The organism is Mammaliicoccus sciuri (assembly GCF_002901825.1).
In the GTDB taxonomy this organism is placed as follows: domain Bacteria; phylum Bacillota; class Bacilli; order Staphylococcales; family Staphylococcaceae; genus Mammaliicoccus; species Mammaliicoccus sciuri.
Map to the genome: position 1 here is coordinate 33,937 of NZ_PPQD01000004.1, position 22,508 is coordinate 56,444.

The window sequence follows — 22,508 nt, forward strand, 5'->3', positions numbered from 1 at the left end:
TCCTCCTTATTTCTGTCCATAATATGCATTTACGCCATGTTTTCTTTCATAATGCTTATTCAAAATTTCTTGCGGTAACACTGAAGCATTTTCATTTAATTGTTGTGTAAATAAGTTCATCTTACATACTTCTTCTAAGACAACTGCATTCATAACAGCATGTTCACAGTCTTTAGCCCAAACAAATGGGGCATGTCCTTGCAGTAATACTGCAGGCACTTCATTTGGATCAATGCCTCTATTCTTAAATGTTTCAATAATTACGTTACCTGTTTCATACTCATAATTCTCATTGATTTCATTAGCCGTTAAAAATCTCGCACATGGTACAGAACCATAAAATGTATCTGCATGTGTTGTTCCCATGGCTGGTACATCCATACCTGCTTGCGCCCAAATTGTTGCCCAAGGAGAATGTGTATGGACAACGCTACCTATATTCGGAAATGATTTATATAGTACTGCGTGAGTTGGCATATCTGATGATGGATTTAAATCACCTTCAACAATTTCGCAATCTAAATTACAAACAACCATATCTTCCGGACGCATTTCGTCATAATCAACGCCACTAGGTTTGATAACAAACAAACCTGTTTCTTCATCAAATCCACTAACATTTCCCCATGTGTATTTGATTAATCCCCTTTGAGGTAACTCTAAATTAGCTTTATATACTTCTTGTTTTAATTTTTCTAGCATCTTCTCCACCCTCCATGTAATCTGATATTTGTCGTTCAATCGGTAAACCTTTTGTAGTCTTTTCGATATATGCATCAAAGTTCTCAACTGCTTGTAATGTAGGTTCAAGTGTTGTTTCATCTACATTCGCAAAGACAAATTCGTCGAGATATTGCGATAACGTTATATCATCATGAGCTGCTACATATTTCGCTAATACACTAATGCCCCATGCACCACCTTCACTCGCATGATTCATCACTGTTATTGGCGCATTCATAGCTGCACTCAATACTTCTTGTGCAATTTTTTCTGTTTTAAAAATGCCACCGTGTGCGATTAATTTATTAATTGCTATATCTTCATTATCTTTTAATAAATCCATTCCTATTTTCAAAGTACTAAATGCACTAAATAACTGTGTTTTCATAAAGTTTGCAAGTGTAAACTGGTTATTCGGTTCTCTAATAAACATTGGATAACCCACTTCGACTTTTGTAATATTCTCACCAGAAACATATCCGTATGAAAGTAAACCACCTAAATCATCATCACTATTCTCTGAAGTTTTTAATATTTGTCCGTACAACTCATCAGATGAAAAAGTAACGCCCATAGAGTTTAATACCTCTTCGAATAAATTCATCCAAGCGTTTATTTCTGACGTACAATTATTTGTATGAATCATGGCTACTTCATTACTCGAAGGTGTTGCAACGATATCTACTTCTGGGTATACATGATTTAAAGATTTTTCTAATACAATCATGGCAAATGCACTCGTACCGGCTGAAATATTACCAGATCGAGGCGTTATCGCATTGGTCGAAACCATGCCTGTCCCTGCATCCCCTTCAGGTGGACATAATACGCATCCACTTTCCAAGTTACCATCAGGATCCAACAAACGAGCGCCTTCATCTGTTAAATAACCAGCATTCTCACCAGCAACTTTAATTTGTGGTAATACATCAATAACCGATTTATGAAATCCTTCCTTATTCAGTAACAGATCTGCTTCTTCCAATAAATCTGTTCTATACATTTTTCGATCAACATCTACCGGAAACATACCTGAAGCATCACCAATTCCTAATACTTTCTCACCTGTTAAGTACCAATGAATATATCCTGCTAATGTTGTAATATAATTCACTTCATTTACATGAGATTCTTTGTCTATTACTGCTTGATATAAATGTGCAATACTCCATCTTTCAGGAATATTATAATTAAACTGAGTCCTTAATCTTTTTGCCGCTTCAACTGTATGATTATTACGCCAAGTTCTAAACGGAACTAACAAGTCTTCATGTTTATCAAAAGCCAAATATCCATGCATCATTGCACTTATCCCGAGACTATTGATTTTACGGACAGTCACATTAAAATCTTGTTTTAAATTATTCGCCATATCTTGATAGCTTTTTTGTAAACCTACCCATATATCATTAACTGAATAGGTCCAATAACCGTCTATATTCTGGTTCTCCCATTCAAAACTACCTGTTGCCAACGTGTTAAACTGTGCATCGATAGCTACCGTCTTAATGCGAGTAGATCCTAACTCTATTCCTATAGATAACTCTGAACTATCTGTTAATGTATTAGGATTTTGCATTGTAAACACCTCTTCTGTAATCGTTTTCAAATACATCTTAATTTATTTGTCCGTACATGTCAAATAAATATAATTTTTGTCCGTATATATTAAACTGCATTAATCCATTAATATCAGTTGTTCAGAAGTAAAATAATGATATAAAAAATAGAACTAATCCTTTTACAGATTAGCTCTACTTGCTTGTTAGTTATATAATTTTATTATTTTACGGAACTTCTTTCTATAATATAAGTATCCAGTAATTCTGAAGGTTGTTCCTTACCTGTTTCTATCGTACTCAATACCCAATTCGCAGCTTTCTCTCCTAATAACTCTTGTGGATGAGATGTTGTCGTTAAATCGACGTCTTCCAATTTACTCAATACGGAGTTATCTTCTCCTACAATCGAAATATCTCCAGGAACGGACACACCCATTTTAGTTAATTTCTTCATTATGTAATAAGCTATTTGGTCGTTATAACACACTACGGCAGAAACTTGAATTTGCTTCGATACGACATGCTCAACAAATTGATCTAACACAGTTACTTTACTTTCTGTATCATACGTATAAATATATTCACTCTTAAAGACTTTATTATTATTTTCAAAAGCATTAAAGTAACCTTTCATTCTCAACTTACCTTGGTTATCATCTATCTTAGTGATTAAAGCAATATCTTCATGTCCTTTATCTATAAGATATTTCGTCGCGAGATGACCTGATTTAACATCATCAATCGCAATATATGGTAAGTTCAATTCTTCATATTGAGCATTAATCGTTAAAATCGGTATATCGCGCTGCTTAAATAAAGAGTAATAAGATAAATTCGGATTATATACATTACTTTTCGTTGGTTCAACAATTAATCCTTTAATACCTTGGTCTAACATCATTTCTAAACACTGACGTTCGTCAGCATGATTGTTATTCGTACTTGCTAAGATGAGTGAATATCCATTTTCTCTTAAGACAGTCTCAAGACCACGAATAATACTCGGGAATATATAATCTGATAAGTACGTTACAATTACACCAATTTTTTTAGAGTTATTACTCTTTTTAGAATTTAAAAATTCGTAACTTACATACGACCCCGAACCTTTTCTTTTCTTAATATATCCATCTACAACAAGCAATTCCATAGCTTGTCGTATCGTATATCTACTCACACCATATCGAGTTTGAAAGTCTTTTTCAGTAGGTAATAAAGATCCCACCTGTAATTCCTTGTTAATAATTTTATTTTTAATCTCATCTGCGATTACTTGATATTTAGGCTTATTCATAAAATACAATCTCCTAGTTCTAACGATATATGCTTAATTACTGCTAGTATATCATATAAACATAACATTCAATTTAACTAAAAAACAATATGTGTATGTGACCTATACATTTAAAGATACTGAGGCAATTCTACTTTTATAACGCATTTACGAGTCTTTCAAATTCATCTTTATTAATGTTAATACCTTCAAGATTAACATCTGCTAAATTAGGGTGCTGTCCACTTGTTAAGACATATACTTCAATGTGCGGACACGTTTCATTAACGATAGGCATGATTTCTTCATTGAACCGCTTTGGTCCATTGTTTTCACTGTAAATCACGACATGAAATTTAATATCATCAGCTATATTCATAGGAATTCTGTCTTCTCTCTTTCTAGACAATACACACTGTTTTCCTACGATATTTGAAATCCATTCTTCTTTCTTTTGGCAATAATTTATAAAATCTTTCCTTTGATATCCTAAGTCCATTTTAACTTCGAGTATATTCTTAATTTCATTACCTTCACAAATCAATAAATCGGGATATCTTGTACTTAAAGATTTATCAATCATAGATAAAGGCTGATCAATAAAGATTTGAACACCTTCCAACCTACTAATCAAATAAGCACCCAGCAAGTCTTCTCCAATACCTGAAATACTATGATTACGTCCTCTATATAAATTTTCATGAGGGTAAGTAGGCTTCCCTGCTTCTTTATATGCCTTTACAAGATGTTCGATAACTTCTACTTCTGTGAAATGCTTATTCATCATTGTAACCACCTTATAATATTCATTTCCTAGGGAATATATTATAGTTCAATATTCAAATTTTCATTGATTGTACTATAAAAAGGAATGAAATTTATTTCATTATATTAGAAAATAAAATTAACACGTAAATTTAGATGTAAAAAACTAAAGAACTTATCACATCTGGAAGTACTCTAGTCTTTATTAATTAATTGAGTGGTCATTAATTTTACTAGCTTATAATAATGCTTTTCACATCTTCTAAATAGTCATCTTCAATCATTGGTTTTAAGTTCTCACCATCTATAGCATTTAACATAACTTCTTCTTTTTCTTTTAATCTATTATATATAGCTTTATCTATAAATCCTTTATGGGCTCTATCCCCATCTGATAATAAATAATAATACCTAGTATATTGATTATCACTTAGTCCTAAGCGATGTATTCTATCACGTGATTGCAACATAAAAGTGAGATTGAAATTGTATTCAAAATATATAGCATCATGAACTGTTTGGTGTAAAGAAATAGATTCCCCTAATGTATTTGGATTTGAGATTAATACTTGCACATCACCATTTCTAAAATTATTTATCATATTTACTCTATCTTCTTTTGGTGTTTCTCCATAAATCAAAATTGAGTTAATTCCATTTTCCAATAATCTTTTATTGATTTTATTCATAGTTCCTACAAACAAGCCCCAGACTAGTACCTTTTTACCTTGGTTAACCAATTGTAGTATCAATTCGATTCCTTTTTCAAATTTAGGAGATTTCATGTTTTTTAAATCAAAGGTATGATAAATTTCTTGTCTAATTCGTTTTTCCTCTGATTTATTTAATGCTTTATTGATATCAAAATTCAACTCATCATTTAATAATCCTAATTCACTATAGTTAATTGTTTTTAATAATAATTCTGGATTTGTTGACGCTTGTAAAAGTCTTATATATATAGCTAGTATCCCTGGTTCATTATCATAAATTGCTTCTGCTAATGATTGCTGTAAATTACTAGGATTAACGATTAATATGTTATCTTGATCAGCTTCAGGCACTTCTAAATCTTTCTTATTAGTACGCCAGAAAAATGGTTGTAGTTTTTCATTCACTTCATATACATTTGGATTTAGCAAATCAGCAATACTCCATCCAAAATAACTATCATATTCATCTTTATATAAAATATTCAAAAAATTATATATATCTTGATAACTATTAGGGATGGGGGTCCCAGTTAGAACATATCGATAATACGATTTTAGACCTAGATTAAGAGCATGACCTGCTCTACTACTCTGAGTTCCTTTAATTCTATGCACTTCATCATAAACTATCATTGTTTTTTCATTAATCAGTTCATTCAAAACACTTTTATATTTTTTTAAAGCTTCATAGTTTAAAACAACAACATTTGCACTACCCCATTCAGTTCTAATTTTACCAAGATCATTAAATTTTTTATCTCTTAAATTCATAAATTCTAAATTTCTTTTATTTTGAAAAACCTCAATAAATTCTGAACGCCATGCTTCAAATGCATTTATTGGAGATATAACTAATAATTTGTCAATTTTATTTTGACTAGTACTTGATAAATAAGCAAATGTACCATACATCATTGCTGTCTTGCCTGCACCCGGAACAGAGAAGTTAGCAGCTCTTTTCATAATCGATAAATAAAAGCTTGCTCTTAATTGAATTGGTTTTAATGGTCTTGTAATTTCATTGTCTAAGATTTTTTTGAATTCTAAAAGTTCATTTTGCCATCTCTTATCATCTTCTTTTATAGTTAAACCTGCTACTATTTGTTCATTAATCGCATAAGTCTTTCTTCGAATTAAATCTGTGATTTTTGGATCTACTAAAACTTCAGGTCTTGAAATTTTTGTTAAAGCTTTGTTTAAATCATTAACTATTTTTTCTAATTGAATATGAGATAAATTATCTTCCAGAATATAGTCATCAAAATCAGAAAAATAACTATTAAACTTATTTAATACTCTTTGAACTTTTTTGTTCAAAAGATCCTTCTCAATACTATCTATGAATATGATTTGATTATTGATTTCTAATAATTGTACCTTAGATTTCATTTTCATAAATATCTATTAACTCTCTACTATTATTATTTATTTTAATTAACATTTCTCTGATTTCTTTTAGTTGCTTTTGGTTGAATTGTTCAAACGTGAGATTACTAGGTAATCCATTACCCCTCTCCATATCATTCAAACTATCTGATATAGATTCGATATTTTCTATAAATGTTTCAACATTAGCATTTCTTTTACTTTTATCGACAACTTTTTTATATGCGGAATTCACTTCCCTTAACTGTGGGACTGAATTGCTTAAGGTACTCTTTAAATCCGAAGTTGACGTAATTTTACTTTCTTCTAAATTATCTCTTAAACCATCTATGGCAGTCTCAACTTCTTCACTAAATTGATCATGACCTTGATTTGAAAAAACTATATTTTCGAAATAGTCTCTTCCTGCATAGGCACGAGTACTTGTTCCAGATTGGATTTGTAATAAGACAAAGCTAAAAAACTTTTCGATAGCATCTTCCAATGAAGGACCACCTTTTGGATAAGCTTTTTTAAGTTTAGGTACCGCTTCTTCAAATAAAGAATATATTCCTGTATCTTTTACAATATAGTATGAGTTTTCTTGAGCATTAATAAAATCCAAAAATTTTCTTATTAATTTCGCAGAACCTAATTGTTTTTCAATTGTTTTCTTACTTTTATTTGATTCTTTTGCATAATCTGCTATCGTCATTAATTTTTCAACTTCAATTGTCTGATATATATCAACTGCTTCATCTACTTTATCATAATCTTGTTTTCCCTCTATACCCATTTGAATAGCTAATTCTAATTGTTTTATCTTAGCACGATCAGTTTTCTTATCATATGTAAAAGGAAGAATAACGGCTTCAAAATAGAATGTGTTCCCAGTTTCTTGTTCTAACTGTCGAAGTGCAGTAAATCGCCTGTTTCCATCTATTACTCTACCATCATCTAATACATAACCAAACACTTGCTGACCCTTATCTTTAATAGATTTTTTAGTGTTTTTTAATGCCGTACTGTTTGTTTCAAATATCATATTTTCAATACTTTTATTATAATTACTATCTTCAAACTCATAAGCAACTTTTATGTCATCGCTAACTCGAGAAATTACAGAAGCTATCCTCCCATTTCGATCATTATAATATAAGTATTTTAGTGGTATTCTATAAACTTCTAAAGTGTCTTGATTTAAATCAGTTATCGTTGTTGGTAATTTAGGTTTTGCTCCTGTCTTATCAACTAATCCCGCTTCTACTTTTTCTAACAATGAAATTTTCTTTGTTTTTTCCATTTGTATTCCCCTTATTCTAAATCAACTAGTTTTTTAATTTCACTATATACATCTTGAGCACTGGTAGCTAGTTGATATTTAATATTCAAATTATCAAGCGTACTAAAGAATTTATTTTGAATTTCTCCAATAGATTTATCACCTATACGCATATTCTCTGCTTTTGTTTCAACAATAAGATACATTGCATCTTGCTCATTACCTTCTATTAAATAGACAAAATCAGGTGTTGTGGTCCCACCAGTGTATTTTGGAACTTGTATTGCTTTTTTTGGAAGATTACCAAAAACAGTTACATTATTACCATAGTTTCTTTTTAGTAACTCTAACTCTGGAGTAACACTATCATATCTTATTGGTGGTCTTTCATATAAAAATCGATTGTCATCTTGAATATTATTTTCAACATTAGTTCCTAAATAGTTGGCATCTACCCAATCTTTGAATTCTGAAATATCAGAATCATAAATAGTTGTAGTAGCAGAAAAATCTAATTTTTTATATTCATAACTTTGACTATATCTTTCTTCAAAACGTTTGTTAAATTCTCTTATTATATTGTTTAAGCTTAATTCACTTAAGTAACGTTCATCACTATTATATTTTTCTTTTAATACTGATAGTAAACATTTATGCATTATAGAAATTGGTATATTGGTTTTAAGTACAAGATGTTTTAAAAATTTGCCGTAATTCATATAAATATATTCATTTTTAAAATTATATTCAGTAGTTGATTCCTTAATAACTTGCTTACCATCACTATCGCTTTGTACAGATTGATGCACTCTTTCTGGTTGTTGTTTAACAAATAAGCGATTATCATCAAGCAAGCTTTCTATAAAGAAATAAAGTTCATCTTCATCCATTTTTTTGAATTCTAACATATATCTTTTAGATAAATTTTCCCATAAGAACCTTAATTTATTCCAATTTTCTTTATTTAATTTAATCTTTAAAGAAGGTTGTTTTTTATTCATATCCCTAACTTTATCTGCTTTTAATTTAGATTCATTAATTTCAGGGTAAAATTCTAATAACCATTCAAACCCAGATTTTTGCACGCCATCAATTTCTACATCATTTTTAAATTCATTTTTTCTATTTATTAATTTTAAATCATCTAAGTGTTCTAATAGTTTTTCGTCACTAAAATTTGGTTGAGTTTGTCTTCTATATTCAACAACTTTATTAATCATCTCATCTGTTAATTTTTCTTCATTTAAACTAACATCTACATCTGAATTAATCTCTCCAATTAGTTTTTCTGCAAATTCTCTTTCATCATAACCAATTAAAAATGATAGCCTACTTGGAAATTCATCTTGTGTTAATCTATGACCAGTCTCATCAACAGGCAGGCGTAAACCTCTACCTACTTCTTGTATTTTACTGTTTTCAGATCCAGATGTTCTTAGTTTAGAAATAACAAATACATTTGGATTATCCCATCCTTCTCTCAAAGTCCACTTTGAAAATAAGAATCTTCTAGTAATCCAATCTCCATTTGAGTCCTTGAAACTCAACATCTTTTCTTTGTTTTTAAGTATATCGTTCACTTCAGCTTGTATTGCTTCTTCTCCTGAACCTCTATCCTCACCAAAGTATCCGGCATGGACCATTTGATTGTCACTAATTAGGCTATCTAATGTTTTTCTTAAAAAATCCAAATACTCTATTTCTCTTGGTAATTTTTTTACTTCAAATTCTTTTATCAAACTTTTGAGTTTAATTTTCAAAAGTCTTTCGAATGTCTGTTTTAGCCAACCATCCTTATTTCTATATGAAGAAATAGAATCTATAAAGAATAAAGAAAGAGTTTTAACTTTTGGTTGAAAATTTGATTTTATATTATCTCTCATAAAATTATTAATTTCATGAACAAAGTGTTGATTAATAGCATCTCTAATAATATATTCTTGATAACTAGCAGTAAATGTCCCAGGTAATAATTCCATACCCTTACTGATTTCTAAATCATTAGATAACATTTTAGATCCAGAATAACTCAAATCACCTTCAAATAAGGGATCAACATTTGCTAAATTCTCTCCTATTCCCAAAGTCCAACGATTACTTCCTTTTTTCAAAACCAATTCTTTTGACTTAACGCTATCTATAGTATATTTATTTTTCGCCTGTTCGGGTGTTAAATTTGGGTAGTAAATATCAATGCCTTTCACTAAACCAAGATTAAAACTATCTACAGCATTTAATTCAAATTGGGGTTTACCTCGAAAATAATCTTTAACATATACAGCTTTCTTTCCGGTTCCCTGTTTTACATCAGGAAAAGTAGCACCAAATCTAACTATCATTTGTGGTTCAAGCTTTTCTATAGCTTGAAAATTCTTTTTATCTCTTGGAAACCTATGTGGTTCGTCTATTATCAAAATCGGTTTAGTTGCTTTTAAAGCATCTATAGGACTTGAATAATCACTTAATAAAGTTTGATCATAATCGTTTCTTGTCATATTTTTTGAATTTAACATACCAGCATTTATAATTAACACTTGGATTTGGTTAGTATTTAAACTACTACTTTCTACGAAATTACTTAATTGAGGAGGAAAGTTTTTTCTACCTGATTTTGTATTAAAATCTCCAGCATTTATCATATTTAATTCAATTGATACATTATCATATGGCCCTTGAAAATGCTCCTTTGCATATGAACTTTCTAAAAAGCTTTTTGTTCCTTCTTTTATAGCTGGACTAGGTACTACTATTACAAATTTAAATATCCCAAATTTTTTATGCCATTCATACATCATTCTAGAATATACATAAGTTTTACCAGTACCTGTTTCCATTTTAACGTCAATATTTGTATTTTTTTGATACCTAGATTTTATAAGCGGATTAGAAAATTCACTAGAACTTGCTAAATCTACTCCTAAGAAGTTTTCATTTATTTTTTCTAGTGCTTTTTCTTGATGAGTCAATTCTTCTAAAATAATTTTCATAATTAATACCTCTTAATTAAATTAACTTTATGGTCTAATTGATTTAAAGCAATTTCCAATTCTCTAATTTCTTCAAAACCAAATGAATAAGGATAAATTACAATAGTTTGAACTTTCAATTTATTATTTCCTATCAAATTAATTAGTTCTTTGGTACCTTGACTACTCCATCCTTCGTTAATCATATAAATTTTATTATTATTTATAATATTTAATTTATAATTATTTAAATGTAACTCTTTTCTATGCACATCAAACTTATATCCGTCTTTCATCATCCATGTAGCCAATATAGTTTCATATCCATTTGCTTTTGTGTCTATTCCTAAGCTTGAACCAGAAAATTTACTAATCATATCATCGAATAAATTAGTACTTATATTTTCTATATCGTCTATTTCTTCGAGCAGTACATTAGAAGGTGTAGTAACATAAAAATGTCTAAATGCAGCTCCATTTTGACCATTATATTTTTTATAGGAACGTTCAATTCTTTTTCTAGCAATTTGGTCAATGTAGAGATAACCATTTTTAAATGCCTCTTCACTGCCTTTACGAGGTTTTTTCATACCATCATTATCTACAGAATAAGTTTCTTCATCAATTTGTACCATTATAAATCGTCTATTTGATTTATGCTCTTTATTTATTTTTTGTATAGCTTCAGCAGTTGTTCCTGATCCTGCAAAAAAGTCTAATATTATAGAATTTTCGTTGGTTGTTGCAATTATTAATTTTTCAATAAGGTCAACAGGTTTTGGAAATGAAAAAATGCCTTGTTCCATCACTTCCTCAAAGTTTTTTCTTCCAGTTGTAGTCCCTCCATAATTTAATATTGATTGCAAGTATATCTTTCTACGATCATCCATTGGTATAATTAATCTCGGTTGCTTTTGACCATCACTTCCCCAATATATTAGATCTTGTGATATTAGTTCTTCAATTTTCTCCTTATCCCATTTCCATTGCTTTGTAAATTCTATTCCTGATGGATTAGTAATAGTAAAATAATTCTTATGATTTTTATTTTCTTTTTCTGCGTTTACTGCTAAATTTGCGGTATGTAATTCATTTTCTCTGCCAATATACGCTTCATTAATCTTATTAAACTCTGTTTTGTCTTTGTTCTTATACCCAATAATTACATATTCATGTACATTCCTAAATCTTGAAACTTGCTTTAAAGTTCCACTTTTACCTTCTGATTCTTTATTCCATACTAATTGGTCTACTTGACCTTCTCCAAAAATATCATTCATTAGCAATCTTAAATTTGCCTGTTCGTTATCATCAATAGACACAAGAATTGTACCATTTTCACTCAACAACTTTTTTGCTAATACTAACCTTGGGTACATAAATGTTAACCATGAAGAATGAGTAGAACGTCCCTCAATATTTTTAAGTTTTTTCAAATCATCCTCAGAAAGACCAAACATTTCCTGTAATTTTTCATCAGAGTATTTAAATGTATCTGAATATATAAATCCATCACTTCCAGTATTATAAGGTGGGTCTATATATATTAAATCAATAGATTTACTATAAGAATCTTGAAGATGTTTTAAAACTTCTAAGTTATCTCCTGTATAGAAAAGATTTTCTGAATTATTATTACTATTATATTCTATGTTTGGTACAATAACTGAGTTTGGTTTTTCAGTCGCAATCTTCTTAGCATAATTTTTACCTATGAAATTTAAAGAATAACCCATAGACAATTCTTCAAAGTTCGATGAATTCAATTCATTTATAAATTTATTCAAGTCAAAAGTTCTATCCTCATTAAAAAATTCTGGAAAATTATCATTTAATTTTTGTTCAAATTCATTTTTATCATTTTCATTATTATACTTTCTGTTTTGATATAACATTTCCCCACTCCTTATAAATAACTTATTAATATTATAATATAAATAACTATAAATTTTTGTACCTTTCTTTTAAAGTCGCTTCTAATTCAAACTTTTCTTTACTTAAGAATTACTTATTTACATTCTTAGATAATGACTTTATTAGATACATATACACAAATTGTCTATAGTTATATTTTAATTCACTCATGGAACTATCTCCTTATCAAATTTATATAATTAATCTTGCACTTTTTTCTAGAAAATCCAATATGTCCCTATAAATAAACATCACTTCTCATCTATAATATATCTATTATATTACATACTATAAATTATATACTAATAATATAAAAGTAAAAATTCAATTAACCTTATTCGCACTATTCATTTCTTATATCAATAATTTATGACTTGTTAATTAGTACCATATTCTTATACTCTAATCTTTTTAAATTGTTAAACTGATAATATATTAACAACTACAATAATCTGCAAGCTTAATTTTTTGTATAGCAAAACAAAAAAAGCCAAGCATCTATTTCTTTAGTTTGCTTCACTTTCTAGTATAACCTCTCATAATAATTACTTATCTAATTTTGTACTTAATAAAACTTTAATTCTTCTTTCTCTATATACCTTTTTTGATCTTCTAAATTCCTTATATTAATATGTGTTCTTTCATTAATAAGCGTTGAGTGCAACACAATTAAAACAACTACATTAGCTAAATTCAAAATAGTAAATAGCCATTCATTACCCTCACTTTTGACCAAAGTAGTAATTATGATGCTTAATATAATAAACATAAAAATAGCTGTTAAATACATTAATAATGAAACACTGGAATATTTTTTGTCTTCTCTTTTTGCAGAAATATTTTTCCATCTTTTCCACAGACTTTTATTATAAACAAATATCTTTTCAATCAACCGATTTTCATTATCTTTCATAGTATATGACTTAACACTATATGCATCCATATGGTTAGTTTTCAATCTATATATGTCTGTTGCAATATCACTTTTGTTTTCTACATGTATCATATTTTTTAAATATGATTTTCCAGTCGTTTTATTTTTAAAGACTTCGTTATCCTGTATAATAATTTTGAAATTATTTTTTAGCATTACAATAACTTGTATAGTTATAATCAAAGTAAATAGACTAAACATTATATTTATAATGGTTGTTAAACCATTAACAGATAATATCATTTCTAAATACTTGTTTTTATTATATTGATTACCTTTTGAGAAAATAAAAATGTAATACACCAAAGCTGAGAGCCATACAATTAATGATATTAGTATTAAAAATAATAAATCAATATAAAATATCGTTTTTCTGGTATCTATCTTTGATGGTATAATTCTATTAATAAGTACTTTCAGCAAAAAAAGTATAAAACCGATTATTGAAGCACCTTTTATAAACACTTCTAATACCTCCTCTATCTAATTTCTATTGAAGACCCTGTTTTCTCATATGTAATATTCTTTACCTTTTAATTATCTATCTTGGCCAATTTCTTAATAGATTGCTTAAATACTAAAATGTTTTACTAAGTCTATAGCGTATTAAAAATGCGACAATATTAAATTGTGATTATATCAACATTAATTAATAAACCATTATCAATTTTCTATATTCTTACTTAGATTTCTTATTATAAATATTCTTCACAAAATCCTCTTTGAAATCAGTATATTCATTGATACCTGAAGATGTATTTTTTAAGTAAGACGTTTTTATATCCAAGTATTCTTTTCTTGCTTCTTCATTCGAATTCAAATAGTCTCTAAAAAAGATAAGATTATTCCATATATCTTGTTGATACTCAACTAAATGAATGAAGTGTGTCTTTACTTGGTATGTTTCATCTGTAAACTTCGCAAGTACGATCTCATTTGGCTTTTCGACTCTTAGTCTTAAAAATTCAGCCTTTCTAAAGCTATTAAATAGTTCTTCGTCTACTGTCTTAAGATTAGCAACTCCTACGACAATGTCTAATATCGGTTTAGCTGACATCCCCTGTATTGATGTACTTCCGATATGTTCAATTCGATATTCTTCAAGCTGTGTATGTTTTAATAATTCATTTTTGACTTTAATAAATTCATCATGCCATTTATCTGTATATTTTTCTAACCTAATTTCATCATTCTTTAATCCTAAAATCATAGTCATTTCTTCCCCCTTTTTAATCAATTTTACACAATAATTACACGCAGGTCTTCAAAATCTATATAATCTCCCTACCTCCCCCACAAGAACTCTACAATCTCTTTCGCGACTTGTTTGTTTTCGTGTAGTTCGCTGTGCTGGGCTGTTTTGCCTTCGTATTTGGATTCTTTATAGCTTTTTGGGCTATTTCCTAGTAAATATTTTAATGACTTTGATGAGCTGTTGGATACGCGGCCGTCTGAGTTGGTGCCGTCTTGTAAGTCACCATATATGTTTAATACTTCTATTTCTTGTCCTTTATAGATGTCTTTCAATTGTTGCAGTTCTGGATATGGTGGATTCATGCGACTTGGTTTACCGCTTCTATCCACACTAATCTCATTTACTTGTTCATTCATATTTAATACACCGTTAAATGTACCGGCAATATTCACTTCTTTATTCAACTGAGGTAATGATTCATCATTCCCGTATTTCAACATATATTTAGCAAATGATAAATTTCCCATTGAATGTCCGACAAAGTTAAATTTCTTAATGCCGTATTCACTTTGTAATTTCGTTAATACGTTTTTAAACCATTCTGCATTGAGATCCAGATTCCCTTGTTTATTATTTTCTAATTCTATTTGAACAATAGGATTCGTCGCATCTTTTTTAAGTTTGCCTTTTAATTCAACTTCTCCATCTTCAGATACATATGCTGTGATGACTTCTTTTGTGACACCTTTTTTCTTTGCTTGTTGAACCATATATTTCTCAGAGTTGGCACTTCCTGCATAACCGTGTAGAAATAATGTCGGTATTTGGCTATTTATATAAGTTGAGTCTGTTGATTTAACTGTTGTTGAATGATGTTCGTTAGATGGTTTCGTCATAATCATGATTCCAACAATCATCACAATAATGATACCCATCCCCAAAATCCATAACTTCTTCACTACGATAACCTCTATTCTGTTATTTTGATTTAAGTATAAAGTAAGTTTACATAAATTTCCTTATGAAACAAATGATTTCTTTATGTATTGCTTTAAACCCCGCAAGGGTCAGTCTGAGGGTTGTCTGATATCACACTGCTTTCCTTATAAAAACAAGCAAAAGACTGGGACATAATGTATGTCTCAGTCTTATTTAGTATATTGGCAGTAGATGTCTGACTTGAAAATGCGCTTTTAACAAGCTTTTTCAAGTCTAGTCATCCTTGCCGGGGCGAGACTACGAAATTTTTTTACAAATTAGATTTCTGTCCCGCTCCCATGCTTCGTTTCGTTATGCTTCTTTATAGCCTTTTTTAGATGTTGGATTGATAATTGCTAATATTAATCCGAGTATTGCTACGATACATATAACACCGTATGCGACGCGTACGCCGTGCACTAATCCTTCTATTCCATATTCATGTGGATTTAAAATTGCTGTGTTCATAACTGTTACTAATATTGCTGAACCCATTGCTGCGCCGACTTGTCTCATTGTATTATTCATCGATGTTCCATGTGGTACTAATTCACGTGATAAATTATTTAATGCAGCTGTTGTTAATGGATTGAAGACCATCGCATTTGCTGCGAGTGAAATGGCAAAGAATATTGTGACATAAGCGAATGATGTGTGTGCATCGAGTTGTGTGAAAGCTAAGGATGTAATCACGACAATTGAAACGCCTATGATGGATAATAACTTACCGCCGTATTTATCGAATATTTTACCTGTGAATGGTGAAAGTAGACCTGTTATAATTCCACCTGGCATCAGTGCTAATCCTGACATTAATGGTGAATATCCGTGTAGATTTTGTAAGTAGAATGACAATACTGTTTGACTTCCTATAAATGAAACAAAGACGATACAGACGATAATCATATTGATCGTAAAGGATTTATAGGTGAAGACGCGTACGTTAAGAAATGGCTCAGTCATGCTTAATTGTTTCACGATAAACATTGTTAAGATGACAATACCTGCAATGATCATTGAATAAACTAAAGGATGATGCCAGCCTAAATTACCCGCTTCGCTAAAGCCAAATAACAATGCCGCAAAGCCCAATGTAGACAGTGTGACAGATAGTTTATTAAGCTTCGGTTTCGTAACATCTGTTACATTCTTCACGAATTTCAACGCAAATAATAAGTCTATAATGACTACGATTAATAAAATATAAAATATCACTTTCCAACTGTAGTGAGAAACAACCCAACCTGACAATGTTGGACCAATTGCTGGTGCGAAGCTGACAACTAATCCAAACATCCCCATAGCTTGCCCTCTTTTATCAGCTGGATAAACAAGAAATAGGACTGTCTGCATTAAAGGCATCATAATCCCAGCACCCATTGCTTGAACTGCACGTCCTACGAGTATGACACTGAATTGATCCGTTATAACACAAATAATAGAACCTACTATAAAGAATGTTAAAGCTGCAAAGTATAACGTTCTTGTCGTAAATCGCTGTGTTAAATATGCGGTAATGGGAATCATGATTCCATTCACTAACATAAATATAGACGTCAGCCATTGTACTGTACTGCTCGTTAAATGCATTTCTTTCATAATACTTGGTAAGGCTGTAGTCATGAGTGTCTGGTTCAAGATGGCCACAAATGACCCTACCATCAAAATCGTAATGAGCAAGGTTTTTTCCCTTTGTTTCAACTCTTCCACGACGACATCTCCTCAAAATCTTTCTCTAATATTATCATGTTATACAAAGGCATATGATAAAGTCAAAATGCATGCTTTACGTATCAAAATGTTTAGATGTTACGATAGATAATTTGCATTAAAATGAGTAAATATCCTTTTGTATAAGTTGCACTTTTATGGTAATATCATCATGGATAAATATTTAATAAATTAATAAATAAGAAGGTTAAAATATATTATGAAAGAAAATTTTTGGAGTGAATTGCCACGTCCATTTTTTATTTTGGCACCTATGGAAGATGTTACGGATATCGTCTTTCGTCACGTAGTCAGTGAAGCAGCGAGACCGGATGTCTTTTTCACTGAGTTTACAAATACGGAAAGTTTTTGTCACCCTGAAGGTATACACAGTGTTCGCGGACGCTTAACGTTCAGTGAAGATGAACAACCTATCGTCGCACATATATGGGGCGACAAGCCAGATCATTTCCGAGAAATGAGTATCGGAATGGCAGAAATGGGCTTTAAAGGTATTGATTTGAATATGGGCTGTCCTGTGGCAAATGTTGCAGGCAAAGGTAAAGGTTCTGGCTTAATTCTAAGACCTGAACGTGCCGCTGAAATTATTCAAGCAGCTAAAGCTGGTGGTCTACCGGTAAGTGTTAAGACACGCCTCGGTTATTATGATATAGAAGAATGGAGAGATTGGTTAAAGCACGTCTTCGAACAAGACATCGCAAACTTATCTATTCACCTTCGTACGCGTAAAGAAATGAGTAAAGTAGATGCACATTGGGAATTAATCGAAGCGATTAAGAATTTGCGTGACGAAATCGCACCAAATACATTGTTAACAATTAACGGTGATATACCTGATAGAAAGACAGGTCTTGAACTTGCTGAAAAATACGGCATCGATGGTGTTATGATCGGTAGAGGTATCTTCAATAATCCATTTGCATTTGAGAAAGAGCCTCGTGAGCATACAAGTAAAGAACTATTAGACCTACTCAGATTACATCTCACATTATTCGATAAATACGCGACAAGTGAAACAAGACAATTCAAAAGCTTACGTAGATTCTTCAAAATATACGTACGTAGCATGAGAGGCGCTAGCGAATTAAGACATCAATTAATGAGTACAGAAACAACAGATGAAGTACGCGCATTACTAGATGAATTCGAAGCTCAAATGGAAGACGTCGTTGAATCTTAAAGTGAATCAATAAAGAGTCCCCTGTTAACGTTGGAGTTAGCAGGGGATTTTTTGTTGGGTATTATGGGATTGTTGGGAGAGTTAATTACAAAAGTTAGGGAATCTGTAATTAACGGGCGTCTTAGTTACAAAACTCGGCACAAGTGTTACTAACAGCCTCCTTAGTTACAAAACTCGACCGAAGTGTTACTAACGACACCCTTAGTTACAAAACTCGACCGAAGTGTTACTAACGGGCGCCTTAGTTACAAAACTCGCCGAAAGTGTTACTAACAGCACCCTTAATTACAAAACTCAGCGAAAGTGTTACTAACAGCACCCTTAGTTACAAAACTCGGCACAAGTGTTACTAACAGCCTCCTTAGTTACAAAACTCGACCGAAGTGTTACTAACAGCACCCTTAGTTACAAAACTCGCCCGAAGTGTTACTAACGGGCGCCTTAATTACAAAACTCGGCACAAGTGTTACTAACAACCCTCTTAAATCAAAAAAGTGCCCATCATATGGACACTTTTTTCGTTATTACATTGTGCTTGTATCTATTACGAAACGATATTTAACGTCCGATGATAAGACTCTTTCATATGCTTCGTCTATTTGATCAGCTGAAATAAGTTCGATTTGTGGTCTAATGTTATGTTCTGAACAGAAGTCTAACATTTCTTGTGTTTCTCTTATACCACCAATTGCTGAACCTGCAAATGATCTACGGTGACCTATTAAGTTTGCTACACGTAATGATACGGGTTCTGCTGGTGCACCTACGTTAACAATCGTACCGTCTAATCTTAATAGTTTAAGATAATCATCTATTGGTAAATTAGCACTTACAGTATTAATAATTAAATCAAATGAGTTAGCAAGTTCTTCAAATGTTGACTCATCAGTTGTTGCATAATAATGAGAAGCGCCTAATTTTAAGCCGTCTTCTTTTTTATTTAATGTACGTGATAATACTGTTACGTCAGCGCCCATTGCATGTGCAATTTGAACGGCCATATGACCAAGTCCACCCATACCGATAACAGCTACATTTTTACCTTCGTATGCTTTCCAGTGATTTAAAGGTGAATACGTTGTAATACCTGCACAAAGTAAAGGTGCCGCTTCATCTAAAGGAATATTATCCGGAATACGTAGTACGAAATCTTCATGTACGACGATATGTGTTGAATAACCACCTTGAGTAGGTTCACCATATCTGTCAGTACCTGCATATGTACCAACCATTCCTTTTAAGCAATATTGTTCTTCGCCATTTTGACAATGTTCACATTCACCGCATGAGTCAACCATACAACCAACACCAACACGGTCATCTATTTGATATTTACTCACATCAGAACCAACTTCTTTAACAATACCCGCAATCTCATGACCCGGTACTAAAGGATAGTTCACTGGTCCCCATTCTCCATGTGCAGTGTGAATATCCGAATGGCATATTCCTGCATATTTAATTTCTATCAAAATATCATGTTTATCAAGATCTCTTCTTGTAATTTCTGTTGCAAAAAAATTAGAATCCGGACTACTTACAGCTCTCGCTTTAGCATTTAGCATCATAAATTCCTCCGTTACTTACTTAATAGAATACAGTAATACGTATTCTTCTTTGCTAATATTAGACCCGTGTGTAAGCAAGGTCAATTCAAAAGTCTTGAAGGCTACTTTATACTATTTATACTCTATTTTCCGAATTAGTGACCATCTTTATAATCGTTACTCTTTTAATTCTAAGCTAATATTAAAGGATAGCTTTCTGTTTACGATAGCTTGATCGGCTCCTTTTTTAGTATCTCTTTTTTGATGTGTGTTTTTATATTCTTGAGAATCTTGCCATTGTTTATATGATTCTTCGTTTTTCCAAATAGTTATGATTACATAATGTTCATTCGTACTGCATGGTTTTAAAAACAATAAACTTTCAAACCCTTGAGTATTTGTTAGGTTTATATCTCGATTTAGAAAAACACGCTCAAAATCTTCTTCAAAACCAGGATTTGCATATAAATGGTTAAACACGACATATCCATTTTGAGGTAAATTATTAATCTGTTCTAAAATAACATACTGATAACTTGCATTAAATTTATTGATTGTAACCTCATTGTTATTTTGAGTTAGATAAATACCATGCATTTCATTTTTCAACAAATAAATCACTCCTTTTTAATGAATAACATATCAAAATTGTTTGAACTTATCCATCACATAATCTCTGCTTTTTTTATGATTCACGATAGCCTCTGGATATTCTTTTCCAATTTCGATATGATAAATTTCTTGCAAATTGTCTTTATATTTAGTTGGATCATGAATATATTTACTTGCCACATCATTAAATATTTCTAGCTCTGTTTTAATAAAATACCCTTGGGCATCGAAGCGCTCACTTTGACGTATAGGATTAAACATTCTAAAATAAGGCACTGCATCTGTCCCAGTTGATGCCGACCATTGCCAACCATGTACATTAGATGCATTATCATAATCTATCAAATACTGTCTAAAATAGTCCTCCCCCCAAGTCCAATCGATAAATAAATTTTTAGTCAAAAATTGTGATACAACCATTCTTAAACGATTGTGCATATATCCTGTACGATTTAATTTTATCATTGCAGCATCAACAATTGGATAGCCAGTTTGTCCTTTTTTCCATGCTTCAAAATGTGCTTTATTATAAGACCATTTCATGTTGCGATATTTCTCAGAAAAAGATTTAGTGGAAGCTTCTGGATATTGTGTCATTAATACATAATAAAATTCCCGGAATATAACCTCTCTAATAAAAGATTCATAACTAATTTCATTGCTGTCGTATCCTTCAATTAAGTCATTTATAATTTCATTAATATCAAGCAACCCATATGCTAAATATTTACCTAAACCACTTACAAAATCCAGTGATACATCATCAGTCAATTTATCATAATGAGCTATATCACCATTTAAAAATTCACCCCATGCTTTGCGCGCTAACTGTTCTATATCTTTATTATTTTTAAAATTTAAGTCACTTTGATTTGAACCCTTTTCAGCAATTTGGGCCAAATGCTTAAATTGATAATTTTTTTTAGGTGTATGTACTAAATCTTGACGATTTGCTTTATAGAAACTCGTAAATATTTTATAAGGCTGATTTTGTTTATTAAATGTCTTTGTTGGCTCAAAATAATGATTCACGCGCTGCCCAATTACTGTAATTTGATGATTTTCAAAAGCTTTTTTAACATGAGGATAATCGTATATGTCTTTGTGATAACTCATAATATCTTTTGGTACTAATACGTGAGATAACCCCAATGTATCAGCTAAGTCACCTAGCTTGTCATACGTAACAATATGGGGATGTATATCATACTTTTCTAAAGCATTTAGAAACCCTTTTACTACTTTATAATAATACTCACGCTTTACTGCTGATGCATCATTTAAATCTTCTAATGGTAAGATAAAATATAATTTATTTAGCTCGTTTTGATGCTTCTCTATATAATGAAAAAGTGGATTATCTTGTGTTCTAAAAACTCTGTTGAGTATGACTCCTAAATGCATTTGAACGCCTCCTGGATTATTTTTACATAGTCACTTTATAATTTCGCTAAAAAGAGCGCTAAAATCACTTTCTTATGAGCAGTTTTAAGCGCGGTTTATATCTGTCTATTAATATTTTTCATTTGTGTGACTAATAACTTTATCAGATCGATCCTTATCGCCTGCCTCCTAAAAGATAACCTGTTAAAAATATTTAAATACCTGTATATAATCTTTTTACTAGATTTTAAAAAGCTTGATACAAGTATTTTGGGTTCACTTATCTACTAACAATATAAAAAATGAGTCTGGGAAATCATATTATGTCCCAGACTCTCGAAAAAATGTATCGCTATGAAATTAATTATTAAATATGAGTCACATT

General features: G+C 30.9%; 16 protein-coding genes. 1 reads left to right on the top strand and 15 read right to left on the bottom strand.

Annotation, left to right across the window (positions count from 1 at the left end):
• Positions 1-6: 6 nt before the first annotated feature.
• The 12 genes from CD035_RS00755 to CD035_RS00810 form a co-directional block, all read right to left on the bottom strand.
• Positions 7-702, bottom strand: coding sequence for an L-ribulose-5-phosphate 4-epimerase (locus tag CD035_RS00755; RefSeq protein ID WP_048540360.1), 696 nt, complete (start codon positions 700-702; stop codon positions 7-9).
• Positions 671-2,302, bottom strand: coding sequence for a xylulokinase (locus tag CD035_RS00760; RefSeq protein ID WP_048540359.1), 1,632 nt, complete (start codon positions 2,300-2,302; stop codon positions 671-673). The genes CD035_RS00755 and CD035_RS00760 overlap by 32 nt, the downstream gene beginning before the upstream one ends.
• Positions 2,303-2,505: 203 nt before the next feature.
• Positions 2,506-3,579 (bottom strand): GntR family transcriptional regulator, encoded by a 1,074-nt coding sequence (locus CD035_RS00765; RefSeq protein ID WP_048540358.1) that lies wholly within the window; start codon positions 3,577-3,579, stop codon positions 2,506-2,508.
• A gap of 136 nt (positions 3,580-3,715) precedes the next feature.
• The gene (locus CD035_RS00770) at positions 3,716-4,342 is read right to left on the bottom strand and encodes a hypothetical protein (protein WP_048540357.1); all 627 of its coding nucleotides are present in this window, start codon (positions 4,340-4,342) and stop codon (positions 3,716-3,718) included.
• A gap of 214 nt (positions 4,343-4,556) precedes the next feature.
• Positions 4,557-6,353 carry a DEAD/DEAH box helicase gene (locus CD035_RS00775; RefSeq protein ID WP_229412491.1) on the bottom strand — a complete coding sequence of 599 codons (1,797 nt, stop codon included), beginning with the start codon at positions 6,351-6,353 and terminating at the stop codon, positions 4,557-4,559.
• 61 nt (positions 6,354-6,414) lie between these two features.
• Complete coding sequence (locus CD035_RS00780) at positions 6,415-7,704, bottom strand: hypothetical protein (protein ID WP_048540356.1); 1,290 nt, start codon at positions 7,702-7,704, stop codon at positions 6,415-6,417.
• Between the two features lie 11 nt (positions 7,705-7,715).
• Entirely contained in the window at positions 7,716-10,670 is a 2,955-nt protein-coding gene (locus CD035_RS00785; protein WP_048540355.1) for a type III restriction-modification system endonuclease, read from the bottom strand.
• A 2-nt stretch (positions 10,671-10,672) separates the two neighbouring features.
• The gene (locus tag CD035_RS00790) at positions 10,673-12,544 is read right to left on the bottom strand and encodes a site-specific DNA-methyltransferase (protein ID WP_048540354.1); all 1,872 of its coding nucleotides are present in this window, start codon (positions 12,542-12,544) and stop codon (positions 10,673-10,675) included.
• Between the two features lie 584 nt (positions 12,545-13,128).
• Entirely contained in the window at positions 13,129-13,962 is an 834-nt protein-coding gene (locus CD035_RS00795; protein WP_048540353.1) for a hypothetical protein, read from the bottom strand.
• 214 nt (positions 13,963-14,176) lie between these two features.
• On the bottom strand, positions 14,177-14,707 hold the full coding sequence (locus tag CD035_RS00800; RefSeq protein ID WP_048540565.1) for a GrpB family protein: 531 nt from the start codon (positions 14,705-14,707) through the stop codon (positions 14,177-14,179).
• A gap of 74 nt (positions 14,708-14,781) precedes the next feature.
• On the bottom strand, positions 14,782-15,651 hold the full coding sequence (locus CD035_RS00805) for an alpha/beta hydrolase (protein WP_048540352.1): 870 nt from the start codon (positions 15,649-15,651) through the stop codon (positions 14,782-14,784).
• A 331-nt stretch (positions 15,652-15,982) separates the two neighbouring features.
• Positions 15,983-17,380 carry an MDR family MFS transporter gene (locus tag CD035_RS00810; RefSeq protein ID WP_080964649.1) on the bottom strand — a complete coding sequence of 466 codons (1,398 nt, stop codon included), beginning with the start codon at positions 17,378-17,380 and terminating at the stop codon, positions 15,983-15,985.
• A 220-nt stretch (positions 17,381-17,600) separates the two neighbouring features.
• Here CD035_RS00810 and CD035_RS00815 point away from each other — a divergent pair, with 220 nt between their 5' ends.
• Positions 17,601-18,581, top strand: coding sequence for a tRNA dihydrouridine synthase (locus CD035_RS00815; protein WP_025904672.1), 981 nt, complete (start codon positions 17,601-17,603; stop codon positions 18,579-18,581).
• A gap of 524 nt (positions 18,582-19,105) precedes the next feature.
• Here CD035_RS00815 and CD035_RS00820 read toward each other — a convergent pair.
• From CD035_RS00820 to CD035_RS00830, 3 genes are all read right to left on the bottom strand, one after another.
• Positions 19,106-20,146, bottom strand: coding sequence for an NAD(P)-dependent alcohol dehydrogenase (locus CD035_RS00820; protein ID WP_048540351.1), 1,041 nt, complete (start codon positions 20,144-20,146; stop codon positions 19,106-19,108).
• Positions 20,147-20,305: 159 nt separating this feature from the next.
• Complete coding sequence (locus CD035_RS00825; protein WP_229412492.1) at positions 20,306-20,749, bottom strand: antibiotic biosynthesis monooxygenase family protein; 444 nt, start codon at positions 20,747-20,749, stop codon at positions 20,306-20,308.
• Positions 20,750-20,770: 21 nt separating this feature from the next.
• Entirely contained in the window at positions 20,771-22,144 is a 1,374-nt protein-coding gene (locus CD035_RS00830) for a cryptochrome/photolyase family protein (protein ID WP_048540349.1), read from the bottom strand.
• Positions 22,145-22,508: the final 364 nt, after the last annotated feature.